Source organism: Halomonas borealis (genome assembly GCF_004798905.1).
Taxonomy (GTDB): domain Bacteria; phylum Pseudomonadota; class Gammaproteobacteria; order Pseudomonadales; family Halomonadaceae; genus Halomonas; species Halomonas borealis.
Genome location: NZ_SDMO01000001.1, coordinates 91,495 through 107,631, shown reverse-complemented (window position 1 = coordinate 107,631; position 16,137 = coordinate 91,495). Strand labels below are relative to the sequence as shown.

17 protein-coding genes are annotated in these 16,137 nt (G+C 65.4%); 3 read left to right on the top strand and 14 right to left on the bottom strand.

The features are described from left to right. Window positions 1–63: 63 nt before the first annotated feature. The gene (locus tag ETC07_RS00490) at window positions 64–1,020 is read right to left on the bottom strand and encodes a LysR family transcriptional regulator (protein ID WP_136246587.1); all 957 of its coding nucleotides are present in this window, start codon (window positions 1,018–1,020) and stop codon (window positions 64–66) included. A gap of 294 nt (window positions 1,021–1,314) precedes the next feature. On the opposite strand from ETC07_RS00490, the gene ppnN reads away from it, so the two are divergent. Then, complete coding sequence (gene ppnN / locus ETC07_RS00485; RefSeq protein WP_136246586.1) at window positions 1,315–2,676, top strand: nucleotide 5'-monophosphate nucleosidase PpnN; 1,362 nt, start codon at window positions 1,315–1,317, stop codon at window positions 2,674–2,676. A gap of 72 nt (window positions 2,677–2,748) precedes the next feature. On the opposite strand, the gene ETC07_RS00480 is transcribed toward ppnN, so the two are convergent. Together ETC07_RS00480 and ETC07_RS00475 are read right to left on the bottom strand one after the other, a co-directional pair. After that, complete coding sequence (locus ETC07_RS00480) at window positions 2,749–3,117, bottom strand: hypothetical protein (protein ID WP_136246585.1); 369 nt, start codon at window positions 3,115–3,117, stop codon at window positions 2,749–2,751. Window position 3,118: 1 nt separating this feature from the next. After that, window positions 3,119–3,583, bottom strand: a complete 465-nt coding sequence (locus ETC07_RS00475) for a flavodoxin domain-containing protein (RefSeq protein WP_136246584.1) — start codon at window positions 3,581–3,583, stop codon at window positions 3,119–3,121. Between the two features lie 136 nt (window positions 3,584–3,719). On the opposite strand from ETC07_RS00475, the gene ETC07_RS00470 reads away from it, so the two are divergent. Then, window positions 3,720–3,926, top strand: coding sequence for a DUF2788 domain-containing protein (locus tag ETC07_RS00470; RefSeq protein ID WP_136246583.1), 207 nt, complete (start codon window positions 3,720–3,722; stop codon window positions 3,924–3,926). A 66-nt stretch (window positions 3,927–3,992) separates the two neighbouring features. On the opposite strand, the gene ETC07_RS00465 is transcribed toward ETC07_RS00470, so the two are convergent. The 9 genes from ETC07_RS00465 to ETC07_RS00425 all read right to left on the bottom strand — a co-directional run bounded on the left by ETC07_RS00465 (window position 3,993) and on the right by ETC07_RS00425 (window position 12,973). Next, a complete protein-coding gene (locus ETC07_RS00465) occupies window positions 3,993–4,295 on the bottom strand; it encodes an integration host factor subunit alpha (RefSeq protein ID WP_136247001.1) in 303 nt (100 codons plus the stop codon). Window positions 4,296–4,333: 38 nt separating this feature from the next. Beyond that, window positions 4,334–6,715, bottom strand: coding sequence for a phenylalanine--tRNA ligase subunit beta (gene pheT / locus ETC07_RS00460; RefSeq protein WP_136246582.1), 2,382 nt, complete (start codon window positions 6,713–6,715; stop codon window positions 4,334–4,336). Window positions 6,716–6,920: 205 nt separating this feature from the next. Then, on the bottom strand, window positions 6,921–7,940 hold the full coding sequence (pheS, locus tag ETC07_RS00455; RefSeq protein WP_136246581.1) for a phenylalanine--tRNA ligase subunit alpha: 1,020 nt from the start codon (window positions 7,938–7,940) through the stop codon (window positions 6,921–6,923). A gap of 130 nt (window positions 7,941–8,070) precedes the next feature. Further along, the gene (gene rplT, locus ETC07_RS00450; protein ID WP_136246580.1) at window positions 8,071–8,424 is read right to left on the bottom strand and encodes a 50S ribosomal protein L20; all 354 of its coding nucleotides are present in this window, start codon (window positions 8,422–8,424) and stop codon (window positions 8,071–8,073) included. 37 nt (window positions 8,425–8,461) lie between these two features. Further along, the gene (gene rpmI / locus ETC07_RS00445) at window positions 8,462–8,656 is read right to left on the bottom strand and encodes a 50S ribosomal protein L35 (RefSeq protein WP_136246579.1); all 195 of its coding nucleotides are present in this window, start codon (window positions 8,654–8,656) and stop codon (window positions 8,462–8,464) included. An 86-nt stretch (window positions 8,657–8,742) separates the two neighbouring features. Then, window positions 8,743–9,282 carry a translation initiation factor IF-3 gene (infC, locus tag ETC07_RS00440; protein ID WP_276605472.1) on the bottom strand — a complete coding sequence of 180 codons (540 nt, stop codon included), beginning with the start codon at window positions 9,280–9,282 and terminating at the stop codon, window positions 8,743–8,745. Between the two features lie 34 nt (window positions 9,283–9,316). Continuing rightward, a complete protein-coding gene (gene thrS / locus ETC07_RS00435; protein ID WP_136246577.1) occupies window positions 9,317–11,215 on the bottom strand; it encodes a threonine--tRNA ligase in 1,899 nt (632 codons plus the stop codon). Window positions 11,216–11,430: 215 nt separating this feature from the next. Next, complete coding sequence (locus ETC07_RS00430; protein ID WP_136246576.1) at window positions 11,431–12,243, bottom strand: OmpA family protein; 813 nt, start codon at window positions 12,241–12,243, stop codon at window positions 11,431–11,433. Between the two features lie 262 nt (window positions 12,244–12,505). Further along, complete coding sequence (locus ETC07_RS00425) at window positions 12,506–12,973, bottom strand: DUF2489 domain-containing protein (RefSeq protein ID WP_136246575.1); 468 nt, start codon at window positions 12,971–12,973, stop codon at window positions 12,506–12,508. A gap of 95 nt (window positions 12,974–13,068) precedes the next feature. Here ETC07_RS00425 and ETC07_RS00420 point away from each other — a divergent pair, with 95 nt between their 5' ends. Next, window positions 13,069–14,508 carry an SLC13 family permease gene (locus tag ETC07_RS00420; RefSeq protein WP_136246574.1) on the top strand — a complete coding sequence of 480 codons (1,440 nt, stop codon included), beginning with the start codon at window positions 13,069–13,071 and terminating at the stop codon, window positions 14,506–14,508. Here ETC07_RS00420 and ETC07_RS00415 read toward each other — a convergent pair. Together ETC07_RS00415 and ETC07_RS00410 are read right to left on the bottom strand one after the other, a co-directional pair. Further along, a complete protein-coding gene (locus ETC07_RS00415; RefSeq protein WP_136246573.1) occupies window positions 14,444–15,544 on the bottom strand; it encodes a COX15/CtaA family protein in 1,101 nt (366 codons plus the stop codon). The genes ETC07_RS00420 and ETC07_RS00415 overlap by 65 nt on opposite strands. 47 nt (window positions 15,545–15,591) lie before the next feature. Further along, the gene (locus ETC07_RS00410) at window positions 15,592–16,134 is read right to left on the bottom strand and encodes a redox-active disulfide-containing membrane protein (protein ID WP_136246572.1); all 543 of its coding nucleotides are present in this window, start codon (window positions 16,132–16,134) and stop codon (window positions 15,592–15,594) included. Window positions 16,135–16,137: the final 3 nt, after the last annotated feature.

The window sequence follows — 16,137 nt, the reverse complement described above, 5'->3', positions numbered from 1 at the left end:
GCGGGGCGTCGTCGTATCTGGATGGGCCAGGCGTCGGGAAGGCGCGCCCGGCAGGCGGCCATGTCAGCCCAGGCGCTCGCCATGGTCGTCGCCCGTCACCTCCCCCAGGTCGGCAAGGGCAGGGTCACCATGGCCATAGCGCTCGTGGTGGCGATGCTCGCGGAAGGCCTCGAGCAGCCGAGTATAGCGCCGTGGCATGCGCATACCACGACGCGTGACCAGGTACAGCGTTTCCTGGACCGGATGAGGCAACGACAGCTCGCGGACCTGGCGTTGCCAGGGCGAGGTCTCGAGCACCAGCCGCGACACCACGGTAAAGCCCAACCCGCGGGCCACGGCATCGAGCACCATGCTCACCTCGTTGGTGAACCCCTGCCGCGGGAAGTGGCTCATCGAGCGAAACTCGCCGGGGAAGTTCTGGCGCAGCACCCCGCCGACCCGATTGATCCCGTCCGCGTAGCCGATGAAGCCCAGTGCCATCAGGTCGGCCAGGCAGGTGCCGGTGAAGTCCGCCGGCACCACCAGGCACAGTGGTTCCTGATGCCAGGCCTCGCAATCGATCTCCGGATGCCGAACGGCCTCGTTGACGATGCCCAGATCATGGCGTCCGGCCAGCACGTCGGTGACGATCTCGTGATTGAAGGCGAAGCTGTAGCTCACCGTCAGGCCGGTATGCATCTGCTGCTGGCCGAGGATGAAGGGATAGAACATCAGCCCCACGCTGCCCGGCGAGGCGATGCGGCATTCGCCACTATCCAGGCTCTCGTCGTCCAGCGAATGGCGAAACTGCTCATGCTCGGCGAACAGCTTGAGGGCGTAATCGTAGGCGCGCCGGCCGGCCTCGGTGAGCACGAAGCGACGCCCCTGGCGATCGAGCAACGACTTGTCCAGGTAACGTTCCAGCTTGCGGATATGCTGGCTGACACCGGGCTGAGTCATCTCCAGGCGCTGGGCGGTCCGGGTGAAACTACCGGTCTCGACGAGCGTGATGAAGGTACGGAAATACTGGGCGTTGAACATGGCGGGGCATCTGACCAGAAGGACCGGGCCTGGCCATTCTATCAGCTCGCCCCGATACGCGCAGCGCCACGTCGGCCGAGGAAAGCCTGGATAACGATAGCGCTCGGAGCGGGGACCAGCGACGGCCCGCCCGTTCGTTATCTATCACCACGATAGCCCGGCGACGGCGGGAGCGTGATAGCATCGAAGCCGATGGTTCCACGCCATCATCCAGGCGCGGTCCGACGCGCCGGCACGCGAAGGCCAGGCACGCTCGGACACGCCGCTCCCTTTCCAGTGACACGGACGCGCTGCATGGCCAATACCCTTTCCAGCACCATCTCCCCGGAAGGCAGCCTCGAGATTCTCTCCCAGCACGAGGTCAACCGGCTGCACGACACCTCCCGCAGCGGGCTCCATGAGCTGCTGCGCAGCTGTGCGCTCGCGGTGCTCAACTCCGGCAACCCGACCGACGACGGCCTGGCGCTGATGGAGACCTATCCCGACTTCGATATCGAGATTCTCCAGCAGGATCGCGGCGTACGCCTCAAGCTGACCCACGCCCCGGCCGAAGCCTTCGTCGACGGCAAGATGATCCGCGGCATCCGCGAGCATCTGTCCTCGGTACTGCGCGACATCGTCTATGTCTACAACGAGATCCAGACCCGCGACCGCTTCGACCTGACCACCGGCGAAGGCACCACCAACGCCGTCTTCCACATCCTGCGCAAGGCCGGCACCCTGACCCCGAGCCGCGACCCGAGCATGGTGGTCTGCTGGGGCGGGCACTCGATCTCCCGCGAGGAGTACGACTACACCAAGCATGTCGGCTACCACCTTGGGCTACGCGAGCTAGACATCTGCACCGGCTGCGGCCCGGGCGCCATGAAGGGGCCGATGAAGGGGGCCAACGTGGCCCACGCCAAGCAACGCCGCTTCGAGGGCCGCTACCTGGGCGTCTCCGAGCCGGGCATCATCGCCGCCGAAGCCCCCAATCCCATCGTCAACGAATTGGTGGTGATGCCCGACATCGAGAAACGCCTCGAAGCCTTCGTGCGCCTGGGCCACGGCATCATCGTCTTCCCCGGTGGGGTCGGCACCGCCGAAGAGATTCTCTACCTGCTCGGCATCCTGCTGCACCCGGACAACGCCGACATGGAGCTCCCGGTGATCCTCACCGGCCCCGCCACGTCCGCCGACTACTTCAAGCGCATCGACGAATTCCTGGTCTATACCCTCGGTGAATCGGTCAGGCGGCTCTATGAGATCATCATCGACGACCCCGTCGAAGTGGCCCGCAGCATGCGCAAGGGCATCGATGGCGTCACCGAATACCGCCGCCAGCGCCAGGACGCCTTCTACTACAACTGGCGCCTCACCGTGGCACGCGGTTTCCAGGCGACCTTCGATCCGACCCATGAGGCCATGGCGAACCTGGCCCTTCACCACGAACAGCCGGTGCATGAGCTGGCCGCCAACCTGCGCCGCGCCTTCTCGGGCATCGTCGCCGGCAACGTCAAGGAACGTGGCATCCGCCTGATCGAGGCCCATGGCCCCTTCCGTCTCAATGCCGAACCCGAATTAATGGCCAGGCTCGACGAACTGCTGAGCTCCTTCGTCGCCCAGGGACGCATGAAGCTGGCCGGCGAATACAAGCCCTGCTACACGCTCGGCTAACCCCTTCCCCCACGACAAAAGGCCCCGCCGGCGCGAGCCGGCGGGGCCTTTGCATGACCGCATGACGACGAACTAGTGATGCACGGGCTTCAGCCATATGCCGAGCGCATGCAGCAACACCCCCAGGGTCATGCCGTGGGAGGCCAGCAGCGCCCCGCCCTGCCAGCCGGCCACGATCCCTTGCCAGGCCGCCATGGCCACCACCCCGAGCGCCAGGCAGGCCAACAGGCGACGCCATAGCGCCGGCAGCTTCGCCCGGGCCTCGGCGGCCAGCAGCCGCCATTGCACCAGCACCACGACCAGCACCGCCACGATCGCGGCCACCATCAGGGTCAGCCGCGTCGAATGGCCATCGATCAGGTAGCGCGGCAGGCTGGCCGCCATCATCGCCGCCAGCCCCAGCAACAGGCTGAGTCGCTCAGGGGTCGAGGTCGCGCCCATCTCAGGCCACCTTGAGCCGTTGCGTGGCGATCCATTCCTCGACCCAGGGCATGGCGGCATCATCGGCCATGAAGGTCTCCATGGCATCGATCTCCAGGCGCTCGCCCAGACGCGTGGCACCCTGCCCCTGCAGCTGCTCGTCGAGCGAGCGACCGGCGCCGCAGAAGGAGTCGACATAGGAGCCGTCGCCCAGCGCGATCATGCCGTAGCGCAGCTCGGTGAGCCCGGGGCTCTGGGCCTCCAGATCACGCACGAAGGGCGTCATGTTGCCGGGCACGTCACCACTCCCGGTGGTCGAGACGCAAAACAACGCCAGGTCGGTGGGCGTATCGACGAGGTCCGCCAGGGTCGGCTGGTCGAAGATCTCGACCGTGTAGCCGGCCTCCTCGAACAGCGGCTGAACCTGCTCGGCGACATCCAGGGCGCCGCCGTACATGGTGCCGACCAGTATCTTGAGCTTGGGCATGAGAATAACGTGGATTTTCCAGAAAAATTCGCGGCAATACTAACATGCCCGCGGCCATGGCCGCACCTGCCGCCCTGTACCCAGCCTACCACGAGCATGTATTGTGGAATCATTTTCCACTCTTCTGGAGTCCGGCATGGTACAGACCTTCGACGCTTGGATCACCCCGCTGATGATCGGTGGCCTGATGCTGTTCATGGGCTTCATCATCTGGGATCTGGCCCGACAGTCGAAGGCCGGCCGCTTCGGTACCCTGATGCTATGCGTGGGGCTCGGCGCGGGGATGTTCGGCTATCTGCTCAAGGTGGTCATCACCTGGACGCTGGCACACGGCACGCTCTAGGCCCTCGCCCAAACGCCGACGCCACCCCGGAGGGTGGCGTCGGCGAGTCGTCCGGCAGGGGCGTCATCAGCCCCGTTCGGGATGATAGGCCTCGACCTGGGTCTTGAGCTTCTGGCCCGGCCGGAAGGTCACCACCCGTCGGGCGGAGATCGGAATCTCCTCTCCTGTCTTGGGGTTGCGGCCCGGCCGTTCGCTCTTGTCGCGAAGGTCGAAGTTCCCGAAGCCCGACAGCTTGACCTGCTCGTTTTCACGCAAACAGCCGCGGATCTCCTCGAAGAAGGCCTCCACCATGGACTTGGCCTCACGCTTGGAGAGACCGAGCTCGGCGTGCAGATGCTCGGCCAGTTCGGCCTTGGTCAACGCCCCCATGTCGCTTCCCTCTCGCTGCTGGTCGAGCCCCGACTCCCTCATGCGCGGAGCTCAGCCCCCAGATGCAGGCGCGACTCCTCGACGATGGCATCGACCAAGTGGTTGATTTCTTCGTCATTTAGCGTGCGCGAAGGATGCTGCCAGGTCAAGCCCAGGGCGATACTCTTATGCCCTTCGGCCACGCCCTTGCCCTGATAGACGTCGAACAGACGGACATCCACCAGCCATTCGCCCGCCTGAGCATGGACGGTATCGAGCAGCGCTTGGACGGGGCGTTCGGCATCGACCTGGAAGGCCAGATCGCGACGCACCTCGGGGTAGCGGGACAACGGTGCGAAGGCCGGCACCTGGCCCCGGGTCAGCGCCTCGAGGCGCACCTCGAACAACACCGCATCGACCTTGAGGCCCAACTCGGCGCGCACCGCGGGATGCAGGGTGCCGATCCAGCCGGCCTCTTCGCCGCGGTACAGGACCCGCGCACACTGGCCGGGATGCAGGGCCGGATGCTCGGCGGGCTCGAAGCGCCAGGCGTCGGGCTCTCCGCCCATCGCCAGCAGGCTCTCCAGATCCCCCTTCAGGTCGAAGAAGCCGACCTTGTCCTTGCCGCCGCTCCAGCCTTCCGGCTCGCGAGCGCCGCAGACCAGGGCACCGAGCATCGGCACCTGATGCAGGCCATCCAGTTCACCACGGAACACCAGACCGGTCTCGAACAGCCGTACCCGATTCTGCTGGCGATTGAGATTATGCTGGAGCGCCCGCACCAGGCCCGGGAACAGGCTGGCCCGCATCACCGACAGATCGCTGGAGATGGGATTGGCCAGCGCCGGCGACACCGCCTCGGGGAGCAGCGTGGACTGCAACTCGGGGGCGACGAAACTGTAGGTCACCGCCTCGAAGTAGCCCCGCGCCACCATCTGGTTGCGCAGGCCGGCCAGCGGTGTGCGTGCCTCCTGGTCGGGCTTGAGCCCCAGGCTCGCCTGAGGACGACGCACCGGAAGGCGATTGTAGCCATGGATACGGGCCACTTCCTCGATCAGGTCCTCCTCGATGGCCAGGTCGAAGCGCCAACTCGGCACCTCGATCCGCCAGCCGGCTTCCTCGGTCTCGACCGTGAGGCCGAGGCGCTCGAGGATCTCGCCGACCTCGTCGCCGGGCAGCGCCTTGTCCAGCGCCTGATCCAGGCGCGCGCGACGCAGTAGAGTCTGGCGCTCGCCGGGCAGGCGCTCGGCGTCGGCCACCTCGACCAGCGGGCCGGGCTCGCCGCCGACGATCTCGAGCAACAGAGCGGTGGCACGCTCGGCGGCCTCGCGGGGCAGCAGCGGGTCCACGCCACGCTCGAAACGGTGGGAGGCATCGGTATGCAGGCCATAGGAGCGCGCCTGCCCGGCCACGGCCAGCGGTGAGAAGTGGGCGGCCTCGAGGAAGATATCCCGGGTCTCGGCGCTGACGCCGGACTGCTCACCACCCATCACGCCGGCGACGGCCAGGGGGCCACGCTCATCGGCGATGATCAGGGTGCCGTCGGCCAGGGTGATCGTCTGGCCGTCGAGCAGCACCAGGCGCTCGCCTTCCCGTGCCTGGCGCACGACCACCGCCTCGCTCAGGTTGGCGAGATCGAAGGCGTGCAGCGGCTGGCCGAGTTCGAGCATCACGTAATTGGTGACATCGACCACCGGATCGATGGCGCGGACACCGCTGCGACGCAACCGCTCGACCATCCACAACGGGGTCTCTGCGCTCGGATCGATGCCCTGGATCACCCGACCCAGGTAACGCGGACAGCCGTCGGCATCCTCGATGCGCACCGGGAAGGTCGTGTCATGGCTCGCCACCGCCGGCACGATGCTGGGTGCATCGAGCGGCAGACGATTGAGCACGCCGACCTCGCGAGCCATGCCCTTGACGCTCAGGCAGTCGCCACGATTGGGGGTCAGGTCGACCTCGATGGTGTGATCATCGAGCCCCAGGTAGCCACGAACGCCCTCGCCGACCGGTGCCGATGCGGGCAGCACCAGGATGCCGGGCGAGGCCTCTTCTGCCAGGCCGAGCTCGGAGGCGGCGCAGATCATCCCGCGGGATTCGACGCCGCGCAGCTTGGCCTTCTTGATCTTGAAGTCGCCCGGGAGCACGCCACCTACCCGCGCGAAGGGCACCTTCTGGCCTTCGGCGACGTTGGGCGCGCCGCAGACGACCTGGACGCGCTCGCCGCTGCCATCCTCGACCTGGCAGACGTTGAGCTTGTCGGCATCGGGATGCGGCTGCTTGGCGACGACCTCGGCCACCACCACGTCACTGAACTCGGCCGCTACCGGCTCGATGGCATCGACCTCGAGACCGGCCATGGTGATCTGATCGGCCAGTGCCTGGGTCGCCAGCGCCGGGGAGACCCATTCACGCAGCCACTGTTCGGAAAATTTCATGACAAATCCTATCGCTGTGGTCTCAGGGCTATCGTCGTCGAATGAAGGTTAAGGCTGATCCGGCGACAGGTCTGTGAGGGGGCGCTGTGACCCCTTCTCTGGGCGGTGCCGACGCCATCCCTGGCGTGGGACCTCCTCTTGGACCCGTCCCCGATGCGCCTCGTCATGACCCACGACGATGACCCTGGCTGTGTTCTGGAGACGTTCAGGCGAACTGCTTGAGGAAGCGCAGGTCGTTGTCGAAGAACAGCCGCAGGTCGTTGACGCCATAGCGCAGCATCGCCAGGCGCTCGGCGCCCATGCCGAAGGCGAAGCCCTTGTAGCGTTCGCTGTCGATGCCGGCGTGACGGAACACCTCGGGGTGCACCATGCCGCAACCCATCACCTCGAGCCAGCCGCTGTGCGAACAGACGCGACAGCCGTCGCCTGCGCACATCACGCACTCGATATCGACCTCGGCGGAAGGTTCGGTGAACGGGAAGTAGGACGGGCGGAAACGTACCGAAAGATCGTCGCGCTCGAAGAAAGCGTGCAGGAAGTCCTCGACGGTGCCCTTGAGATCGGAGAAGCGCACGTCCTCGTCGACCAACAGCCCCTCCACCTGGTGGAACATGGGCGTATGGGTCAGGTCCGAGTCGCTGCGATAGACGCGCCCGGGGCAGACGATGCGAATCGGCGGCTGCTCTTCCTTCATGGTGCGCACCTGGACCGGCGAGGTGTGGGTACGCAGCAACCGGGTGGCATCGAAGTAGAAGGTATCGGCCATGCCCCGCGCCGGGTGATGGGCGGGAATATTGAGGGCCTCGAAGTTGTGGTAGTCGTCCTCGATCTCGGGACCGACCGCCACGTCGAAGCCGATGCGGGTGAACAGCCCCTCGATACGCTCCAGGGTGCGGGTCACCGGGTGTAGGCCACCGCTGGGCTGGCCACGTCCGGGAAGGGTCACGTCGAGGCGTTCGGCGGCCAGCCTCGCCTCCAGGTCGGCCTTCTCCAGGGCCTGGCGGCGGGTATCGATCTCGCTCGCCAGCGCCTGCTTGGCCTCGTTGATGCGCTCGCCGGCGGCCGGGCGTTCCTCGGCGGGCAACTTGCCGAGGCCCTTGAGCAGCGCGGTGATCTCGCCCTTCTTGCCAAGGTAGCGCACGCGCAGCTCATCCAGGGCGGCCATGCTCTCGGCGGCCTGAACGGCGTCGCGGGCCTCGGCGACCAGAGTGGGAAGGTGGTCCATCCGTTGTGCTCCGATGTCTTGATCAGGGGGTCACATGCGAAAAAAACAGGGGAAGAGCGGCTGCTCTTCCCCTGCGACGATCCGCGACATGGCGCACCGCGATGGCACGCCATGCCGTAAGCGAGATCACTTACTGGGCAGCCTTGGCCTTCTCGACGATGGCGGCAAAGGCGGCCTTCTCGTTGACGGCCAGATCGGCCAGCACCTTGCGGTCGATCTCGATGCCGGTCTTCTTCAGCCCACCGACGAAGCGGCTGTAGGACATGCCGTGCTGACGGGCACCGGCGTTGATGCGCTGGATCCACAGGGCGCGGAACTGGCGCTTACGCTGGCGACGGTCACGGTAGGCATACTGACCGGCTTTGATGACGGCCTGCTTGGCAACGCGGAAGACGCGCGAACGGGCACCGTAGTAACCCTTGGCCTGACTGAGAATCTTCTTGTGACGACGACGTGCGACGACACCACGCTTGACGCGAGTCATGGCTTACTCCTGACGATTAAAAATGAACAACCAAGGGTTACAGGTTCGGCAGCATGCGCTGCACGAGCTGCTTGTCGGCGTCGTGGACCTGCTGCATACCACGCAGCTGACGCTTCCGCTTGGTGGACTTCTTGGTCAGGATGTGGCTACGGAACGACTGCTTGTGCTTGAAGCCGTTGGCCGTCTTCTTGAAGCGCTTGCCAGCGCCGCTGTTGCTCTTGATTTTCGGCATGAGAATACTCTCCGCTCGAGGTTTTTGAGAAAATTCGGGGCCAATGGCCGACTAGGCGCCGGCCACCCGTTTAACGGGCCGTCGAATCACTTCTTCTTGGGGGCAATGATCATGATCATCTGCCGCCCTTCCATCTTCGGGAAGGACTCCACGGCACCGATCTCTTCGAGATCGGCGGCGATGCGCTCCATCAGCTTACGACCGAGGTCCTGATGGGCCATCTCGCGTCCGCGGAAACGCAGCGTGACCTTGCCCTTGTCGCCACTTTCGAGGAAGCGCGTCAGGTTCTTCATCTTGACCTGATAGTCGCCCTCGTCGGTGCCAGGCCGGAATTTGACTTCCTTGACCTGGATTTGCTTCTGCTTCTTCTTCTGAGCCGCTTTCTGCTTCTTCTGCTCGAAGACGAACTTGCCGTAATCCATGATCTTGCAGACGATCGGATCGGCATTGGAAATCTGCACGAGGTCCATACCGGCGGCTTCGGCTCGCTCCAGCGCATCACTGGTCGGCACGATGCCTAGCTGTTCGCCTTCACTGTCGATCAGACGAACTTCTTCCACGGTAATCCGCTCGTTCATCGGGGGCCGCTTTTCCTGAGGGCGCCCTCTGGGGCTGCTTCGCTTGATGGTTGCGTCTCCACTGTAGTCTTGGAAGATGTCGTTATAACCGTTCGGCCTGCACCTTGTCGATGAAAGTCTCCACCGTCATGGTTCCGAGATCTTCTCCCGTGCGCGTTCGCACGGCGACCGAGCCGGCTTCGACTTCCTTATCTCCCACCACCAGGAGATAGGGGACCTTCTGCAAAGTGTGCTCGCGAATTTTAAAGCCGATCTTCTCGTTCCTCAAGTCCGCCTTGACGCGCATGCCGACTTTCTGCAAGCGCTGCTCGATATTTTGCACGAAATCACGCTGCGAATCGGTGATGTTGAGGATCACCGCCTGTTGCGGCGCGAGCCATAACGGCATGGCCCCGGCGTAGTGCTCGATGAGGATACCGAGGAAGCGCTCGAAGGAGCCCAGGATAGCACGGTGCAGCATGACCGGCGTCTTGCGCTCGCCGTCCTCGTCGACGAACTGTGCGCCCAGGCGTCCCGGCAGATTGAAATCGAGCTGCAGGGTACCGCACTGCCACACGCGATTCAGGCAGTCGCGCAGCGAGAACTCGATCTTGGGCCCATAGAAGGCGCCCTCGCCCGGCTGCAGGTCCCAGTCCTGGCCGGTCGCATTCAGCGCGGCCTCGAGACCAGCCTCGGCGCGGTCCCACAGCTCGGGTTCGCCCATAAAACCTTCGGGACGGGTAGACAGCTTGAGTTCGACATCCTCGAAGCCCAGCTCCTTGTAGACCTGCAACGTCTGCGCGATGAAGGCCTCGGCCTCGGACTGGATCTGCCCCTCGCTGCAGAAGATGTGCGCATCGTCCTGGGTGAAGCCGCGCACGCGCATCAGGCCGTGCAGCGAACCGGAGGGCTCGTTACGGTGGCAGCTGCCGAACTCGGCCAACCGCAGCGGCAGGTCGCGGTAGCTCTTCAGGCCCTGGTTGAACACCTGCACATGGCAGGGACAGTTCATCGGCTTGACCGCGTATTCACGCTTCTCCGACTCGGTGGTGAACATCAGCTCGTTGTAGTGGCCCCAGTGGCCGGACGCCTTCCACAACGAGAGATCGACCACCTGCGGCGTCTTGATCTCCTGGTAGCCGTGCTCGATCTGAACCCGGCGCATGTACTGCTCGAGGGCCTGATACATGGTCCAGCCGTTGGGATGCCAGAACACCATGCCCGGCGCTTCTTCTTGCAGATGGAAGAGGTCCATCTTCTTGGCCAGCTTGCGGTGATCGCGCTTCTCGGCCTCCTCGAGGCGCTTGAGATACGCCTTGAGCTGCTTCTTGTCACCCCAGGCGGTGCCGTAGATGCGGGTCAGCATCGGACGCTCGGCATCGCCACGCCAGTAGGCACCGGCCAGCTTGGTGATCTTGAAGGCCTTGAGGTGACGGGTGTTCGGCACGTGCGGCCCGCGGCACATGTCGGTGTATTCCTGGTGATGGTAAAGACGGATGGTCTCGCCATCGGGAATCTCGCGGACGATCTCCTGCTTGTAGGGTTCGTCGCGATGCAGGAAGGTCAACATGGCACTATCGCGATCGACATACTCGCGGACCACGTCGTAGCCGGTGTCGATCAGCGCCTGCATGCGCTGCTCGATGGCCTCGAGGTCCTCGGGCGTCGCCGCTCGGCCGAAGTCGATATCGTAGTAGAAGCCGTCGTCGATCACCGGGCCGATGGCCATCTTGGCATCGGGATAGAGCTGCTTAACCGCATGGCCAATCAGGTGAGCACAGGAGTGGCGAATGATCTCCAGGCCGGCCTCGTCACGGGCGGTGATGATGGCCACCTCGGCGTCACGGTCGATGACGTCCGCGGCGTCCACCAGCTCGCCGTCGATGCGGCCGGCCACACAGGCCTTGGCCAGGCCGGTGCCGATGCTCTCGGCCACCTGCATCACGGTGAGCGGTTCGTCGTAGGGTCTCTGGCTGCCGTCCGGCAGGGTCACGATGGGCATGATGAAGGGTTTCCTTGTGCGCAGTGGTGATCCACACCAAGGATCACATGCCGCCAGAAAAAGAATGGTCGTCGGAAGCGCTTGCGAAAGCGCCGCCTAGCCTAGCAGACGGCAACCTCACGAGGCCATGCCGCCAACACGAAAAGAGGCGCCCGAAGGCGCCTCTTTCACTCTCGCGATGCCCCGGTGAGCCGGGGCAAGGGCTCAGTCGGAGATCACTCCCACTCGCCCAGCTCGACGCGACGGTTTTCGGCACGGCCGGCATCGGTCTCGTTGGTGGCGACCGGCTGGGCCTCACCATAACCGATGGTGCGCATGCGATTGCTGTCGACACCCTGAGAAGACAGGTACGTCGCCACGGAATCGGCGCGATCCTGGGACAGGTCCTTGTTGTAGGACTCATCACCCACGGCATCGGTGTGACCTTCGATGCGCACGCGGACGTTGTCGTTGGCCTTCAGCTTATCGGCCACGCCACCGAGGATCTGCTCGGCACCCATGGTCAGCTTGGCGGAGTCGAACTCGAAGTTGACATCCTGCAGCACCAGGTCTTCCACGCAGCCCAGGGCATTGACCTCGGCACCGGCCGGGGTACCCGGGCACTGGTCCTGGTAGTCCGGCACGCCATCACCGTCGGAATCCAGCGGGCAGCCCACGGCATCCACGGCCACGCCGGCCGGGGTACCCGGGCACTGGTCGTTGGCGTCGTTCACGCCATCGCCATCGGTGTCCTTGGGTGCGGGAGCCGCCTTGTTGGGCTCGGCGCACAGCAGGGCACCGATGGTAGCGCCGGCGGTGCCACCCACGGCCGCACCGGTGTCTTCATCGGAATCGCTGGAGGAAGCATAGCCGATGCCGCCGCCGATCAGGCCACCGGCCAGGCCGCAGACCGCCGGGTGCTGGTACCAGGCACGATCGGACGAAGCGCTGTCGCCCATGCTGGAGGATTGAGAAGCCGAGCTCGCACAGCCGGAGAGGCCGACAACGAGAGCGGAACCGAGCAGCAAGCCAGTCGTAGATTTTTTCATGTAAGACTCCTTCTTCACACAAATCTGCATGACGCTCACGGGTGACGCCATCCAGGATGTTCCCGTGGTTCATAGCCAGCGGTGACGAACAGCGTTCGCCTACACCATCAAGAAAGCACGAAAATGGGGTTTAAGCCAGCAGATACCGCAAGATGGCGCCGGTATTCTTCCGCACATAAGCCATTCACGGTGCAAGCGTAAGCTTGCCCAAGCTGACCGCAGGATGCAAACCGTGCGTTGCCAGCGAGCGCCCGCGGAGGCGTCACTGCGACGACGTCGAGCGGTCACGGCACCACCGCAGCACGGCGCCCGACGCCTCGATCACCGCCTCGCCCATCTCGTCCTCGACCGCCAGACGCTCGCGATCTTCCTCGAAACGCGCCTTCGGCGTCAGCGCCTGGCGCGCGGAGTGCGTATGCAGGTGGCGGGTGCGCCCATGCACCTCACCGATGGCGCGAAATTCGGGGCGCTCGACCAGGCCCGGATCGAGGATATCGAGCAGTGTCTTACAGCGCCATGCCCCCTCGGTGACGTCGACCTGGCGTTGCTGAAGGGCCGCCGCCACCAGTTCCAGGTTGTCTAAGCAATTGTCATGCGCACGGCGCTCTTCCTCCTCGCGAGAGGATCGGCGACGACGGACCTCGCGCCACAGGGTGACGGCATAGGCACCGAGGCCAGCGACAACGGCCAGGGCGATGCCCAGCAGGATCAACGCGGTAATGAGGGACATGCAGGCTCCGGAAGCATCGAAGGGTAAAGACAGACATTTTATACTGTGCTCCGCACGGTCCCAATCCCCCCGGACCTTTACGGCAAGGAGCCAGGATGAGCCACCCCGAATCTTCACCGTTCACCGCCACCCGTATCGGGCTGATGCTCGGCCCGCTCTGGCTGTTGATGACACTTCTCCTACCGCCGCCAGCCGGCATGAGCGAAGGCGCCTGGGCCTGCGCCGGGCTGGCCCTGCTGATGGCGACCTGGTGGTCGACCGAGGCGATTCCGATCCCCGCCACGTCGCTGCTGCCACTGGTGCTGGTGCCGGCGCTGGGCATCGGCGACATCAAGCAAACCGCCGCGAGCTACGCCAACCCGATCATCTATCTGTTCCTGGGCGGCTTTCTGCTCGGCATCGCCATGCAACGCTGGCAGCTGCATCGGCGCATCGCCCTGCATGTGCTACGCGTGGTCGGCCACGAGCCGCGTCGTCAGATCGGCGGCTTCATGCTCGCCACCGGCTTTCTCAGCATGTGGGTCTCCAACACCGCCACCGCGATCATGATGTTGCCCATCGGCATGTCGGTGATCAGCCTGCTCGACGACAGCGACCCCGCGGAGCTGACGCGCTATTCCAATGCTCTATTGCTGGCCATCGCCTACTCGGCCAGCATCGGCGGCATCGCCACCCTGATCGGCACCCCGCCCAACGCACTGCTGGCCGGCTACCTGGCCGATAGTCGCGGCATCGACCTGGGCTTCGCCCAGTGGATGATGGTCGGCCTGCCCATCAGCCTGGCGATGATGGGCTGTGCCTGGTGGTGGCTGACGCGTCGTCAGTTCTCGCTGGCCGGCAGCGGCGACAGTGGCGAGCTGGTGCACCGCGAGCTCGCGAAGCTCGGACGCACCAGCGCCGCCGAACGCCGTGTCGGCGCCATCTTCCTGTTGGCCGCCATCGCCTGGGTGAGCCGTCCGCTACTCAACCAGGCCGGTCTCGACTGGCTGTCGGATACCGGTATCGCCATCGCCGCCGGGATCGCGCTATTCCTGATCCCCGCCGGCAATGACCAGGGCGAACGGCTGATGACCTGGGAGGCGGCTCAGTCCTTGCCCTGGGGCATCCTGCTGCTGTTCGGTGGCGGGCTGACCCTGGCCGGCGCGATCACTCGCTCGGGGCTCGCCGAATGGATCGCCCAGCGCCTCGAGATCTTCGGCACCTTCCCGCTGTTGGCACTGATCGGCGTGGTGGTACTGGTGATCATCTTCCTGACCGAGGTGACCTCCAATACCGCCACCGCGGCGGCCTTCCTGCCATTGCTCGGCGCCCTGGCCGTATCGCTGGACATCTCACCACTGCTGATCACGGTCCCCGCCGCCATCGCCGCCAGCTGCGCCTTCATGATGCCGGTGGCCACACCGCCCAACGCCATCGTCTTCGCCACCGGGCATATGCGCATTCAGTCGATGATCCGTGCCGGCTTCGCACTCAACCTGATCGGCACCCTGCTGGTCGGCCTGCTGGCCTACCCACTGGTGACGCTATTCTGGTAAGCCGCTCGAACGAACGCGGCGCCGCCTCCCGCGACGACCAGCGCCAGTGCCAGGCCGCCAGGGCCAGGCTTGCCACCAGACAGACCGCTCCCGCCGTGTGCAGCAACGCCAGCCACAGTGGGAGCCACAACAACACGTTGGCCACGCCCAGCGCCGCCTGGGCGAGGCCAACGCCGACCGCCAACACCAACCAGGGCCGCACCACGCGTTCGCGACCATGGCGCCATGCCAGCATCAACAGGCAGGCCAGCAACGCTCCGGCGCCCAGCCGATGCCCGACCTGAATGGCACTGCGTGCCTCGGCATGCAGTTGGCCATAGAGGTAGCTGGGTCCCACCGCCTGGGTCAGATGAAAGCCCTCCCCCCAGTCCAACGCCTCGACCCAGTGACCGTTACAGGTAGGGAACCCCTGGCAGGCGATGCCGGCATAGTTGCTCGATGTCCAGCCGCCCAACGCCAGTTGGAGCACCAGCGACAGCAGCGTCAGCCGCCATAACGACGTCAGGCGACGCGGACGCACACTTGCCGAGGTGCCGACCGCCAGGCGCCGCAGGCACAGATGCAACCACAAGAACATCGCCATCACCGAGAGCCCACCCAACAGGTGCAGGGTCACCACCTGGGGCCATAGCTTGAAGGTCACGGTGAACGCCCCGAAGGCGCCCTGCAGCATCAGGGCCGCCAGCAGGCCCAGCGTCAGGCGCCAGGGATAATCAGGGTGGCGATGCCGCAGTCGCGCGCCGTGCATGGCCAACAGCAGTGCCACGGCGATCAACGCCGCCGCCAGGTAGCGATGCAGCATCTCCATCCAGGCCTTGGTCGCCTCGAGTGGCACGCCGGGGCTATGGGCCTGCGCCCGGTCGGCATCGGGTACCAGCGGCGCACCATAGCAACCCGGCCAGTCGGGACAGCCAAGCCCGGCGTCCATCAAACGGGTCGCCGCCCCGGCCAGCACCACCACCGCACAGAGCCCGAACCCGGCCAGGCTAAGGCGCTGGACGGTGCGCCAAGCCGAAGATGCCTGAGAATGTTGCATCGCCACCCTCCTCTACTGAACTCTCACGCGCTCCTCGAACGCCCTCTTCACTCCGCCTCAAGGCGCGCCATGGGAGGGGCGGGATTGCGTTCGAGCAGCCGCTCGACGTCCTCGAGCACCCGCGCCGTCTCGACGTCCGGGGCGTAGGCGAGCACCACCCGCCCGTCGGGATCGAACATCCACAGCCGGCCCGGCGACCGCCAGGCCGCCGCATCCGTCCAGGCGACCGACGCGGCGCCGGGCAAGGCCTCGCCACGACTCCCGAGGCGCAGCCGGCTGATCCGCTGGGCATCCCGCCCCAACGCCCGATGCAGGCGCCACCAGCGATCGGCCTGCTCAGCACACGACACCGAACAGTCGAAGGCCATCACCCAATCGTCGGCCCCTTGCTTGGTCACGCCGTCGAGCGGCCATTCCGAAAGCGGCGGCAGGTCCGGCGTCAGCTGACCATGGGCGGTGCGTCCCTCGGGAATACCCAGCCGCCATTCGACCATGCCCCAGGCCACCGCCATGGGCAGCAGGAACACCGCGAACAGCGCCAGCAACTTGAGACGCGACGCGAGAGGCGAAACGGGAGAGTCGGCAGGCATCGG

Excerpts from the sequence above, each read along its gene's own strand:
- thrS (WP_136246577.1), bottom strand. The coding sequence starts at position 11,215 with ATGCCCATCGTGACCCTGCCGGACGGCAGCCAGAGACCCTACGACGAA.
- pheT (WP_136246582.1), bottom strand. The coding sequence starts at position 6,715 with ATGAAATTTTCCGAACAGTGGCTGCGTGAATGGGTCTCCCCGGCGCTG.
- rpmI (WP_136246579.1), bottom strand. The coding sequence starts at position 8,656 with ATGCCGAAAATCAAGAGCAACAGCGGCGCTGGCAAGCGCTTCAAGAAG.
- rplT (WP_136246580.1), bottom strand. The coding sequence starts at position 8,424 with ATGACTCGCGTCAAGCGTGGTGTCGTCGCACGTCGTCGTCACAAGAAG.
- ETC07_RS00425 (WP_136246575.1), bottom strand. The coding sequence starts at position 12,973 with ATGTCCCTCATTACCGCGTTGATCCTGCTGGGCATCGCCCTGGCCGTT.
- ETC07_RS00490 (WP_136246587.1), bottom strand. The coding sequence starts at position 1,020 with ATGTTCAACGCCCAGTATTTCCGTACCTTCATCACGCTCGTCGAGACC.
- ETC07_RS00415 (WP_136246573.1), bottom strand. The coding sequence starts at position 15,544 with ATGCAACATTCTCAGGCATCTTCGGCTTGGCGCACCGTCCAGCGCCTT.
- pheS (WP_136246581.1), bottom strand. The coding sequence starts at position 7,940 with ATGGACCACCTTCCCACTCTGGTCGCCGAGGCCCGCGACGCCGTTCAG.
- ETC07_RS00420 (WP_136246574.1), top strand. The coding sequence starts at position 13,069 with ATGAGCCACCCCGAATCTTCACCGTTCACCGCCACCCGTATCGGGCTG.
- ETC07_RS00430 (WP_136246576.1), bottom strand. The coding sequence starts at position 12,243 with ATGAAAAAATCTACGACTGGCTTGCTGCTCGGTTCCGCTCTCGTTGTC.
- ETC07_RS00480 (WP_136246585.1), bottom strand. The coding sequence starts at position 3,117 with ATGGGCGCGACCTCGACCCCTGAGCGACTCAGCCTGTTGCTGGGGCTG.
- ppnN (WP_136246586.1), top strand. The coding sequence starts at position 1,315 with ATGGCCAATACCCTTTCCAGCACCATCTCCCCGGAAGGCAGCCTCGAG.
- ETC07_RS00465 (WP_136247001.1), bottom strand. The coding sequence starts at position 4,295 with ATGGGGGCGTTGACCAAGGCCGAACTGGCCGAGCATCTGCACGCCGAG.
- ETC07_RS00410 (WP_136246572.1), bottom strand. The coding sequence starts at position 16,134 with ATGCCTGCCGACTCTCCCGTTTCGCCTCTCGCGTCGCGTCTCAAGTTG.
- ETC07_RS00470 (WP_136246583.1), top strand. The coding sequence starts at position 3,720 with ATGGTACAGACCTTCGACGCTTGGATCACCCCGCTGATGATCGGTGGC.
- ETC07_RS00475 (WP_136246584.1), bottom strand. The coding sequence starts at position 3,583 with ATGCCCAAGCTCAAGATACTGGTCGGCACCATGTACGGCGGCGCCCTG.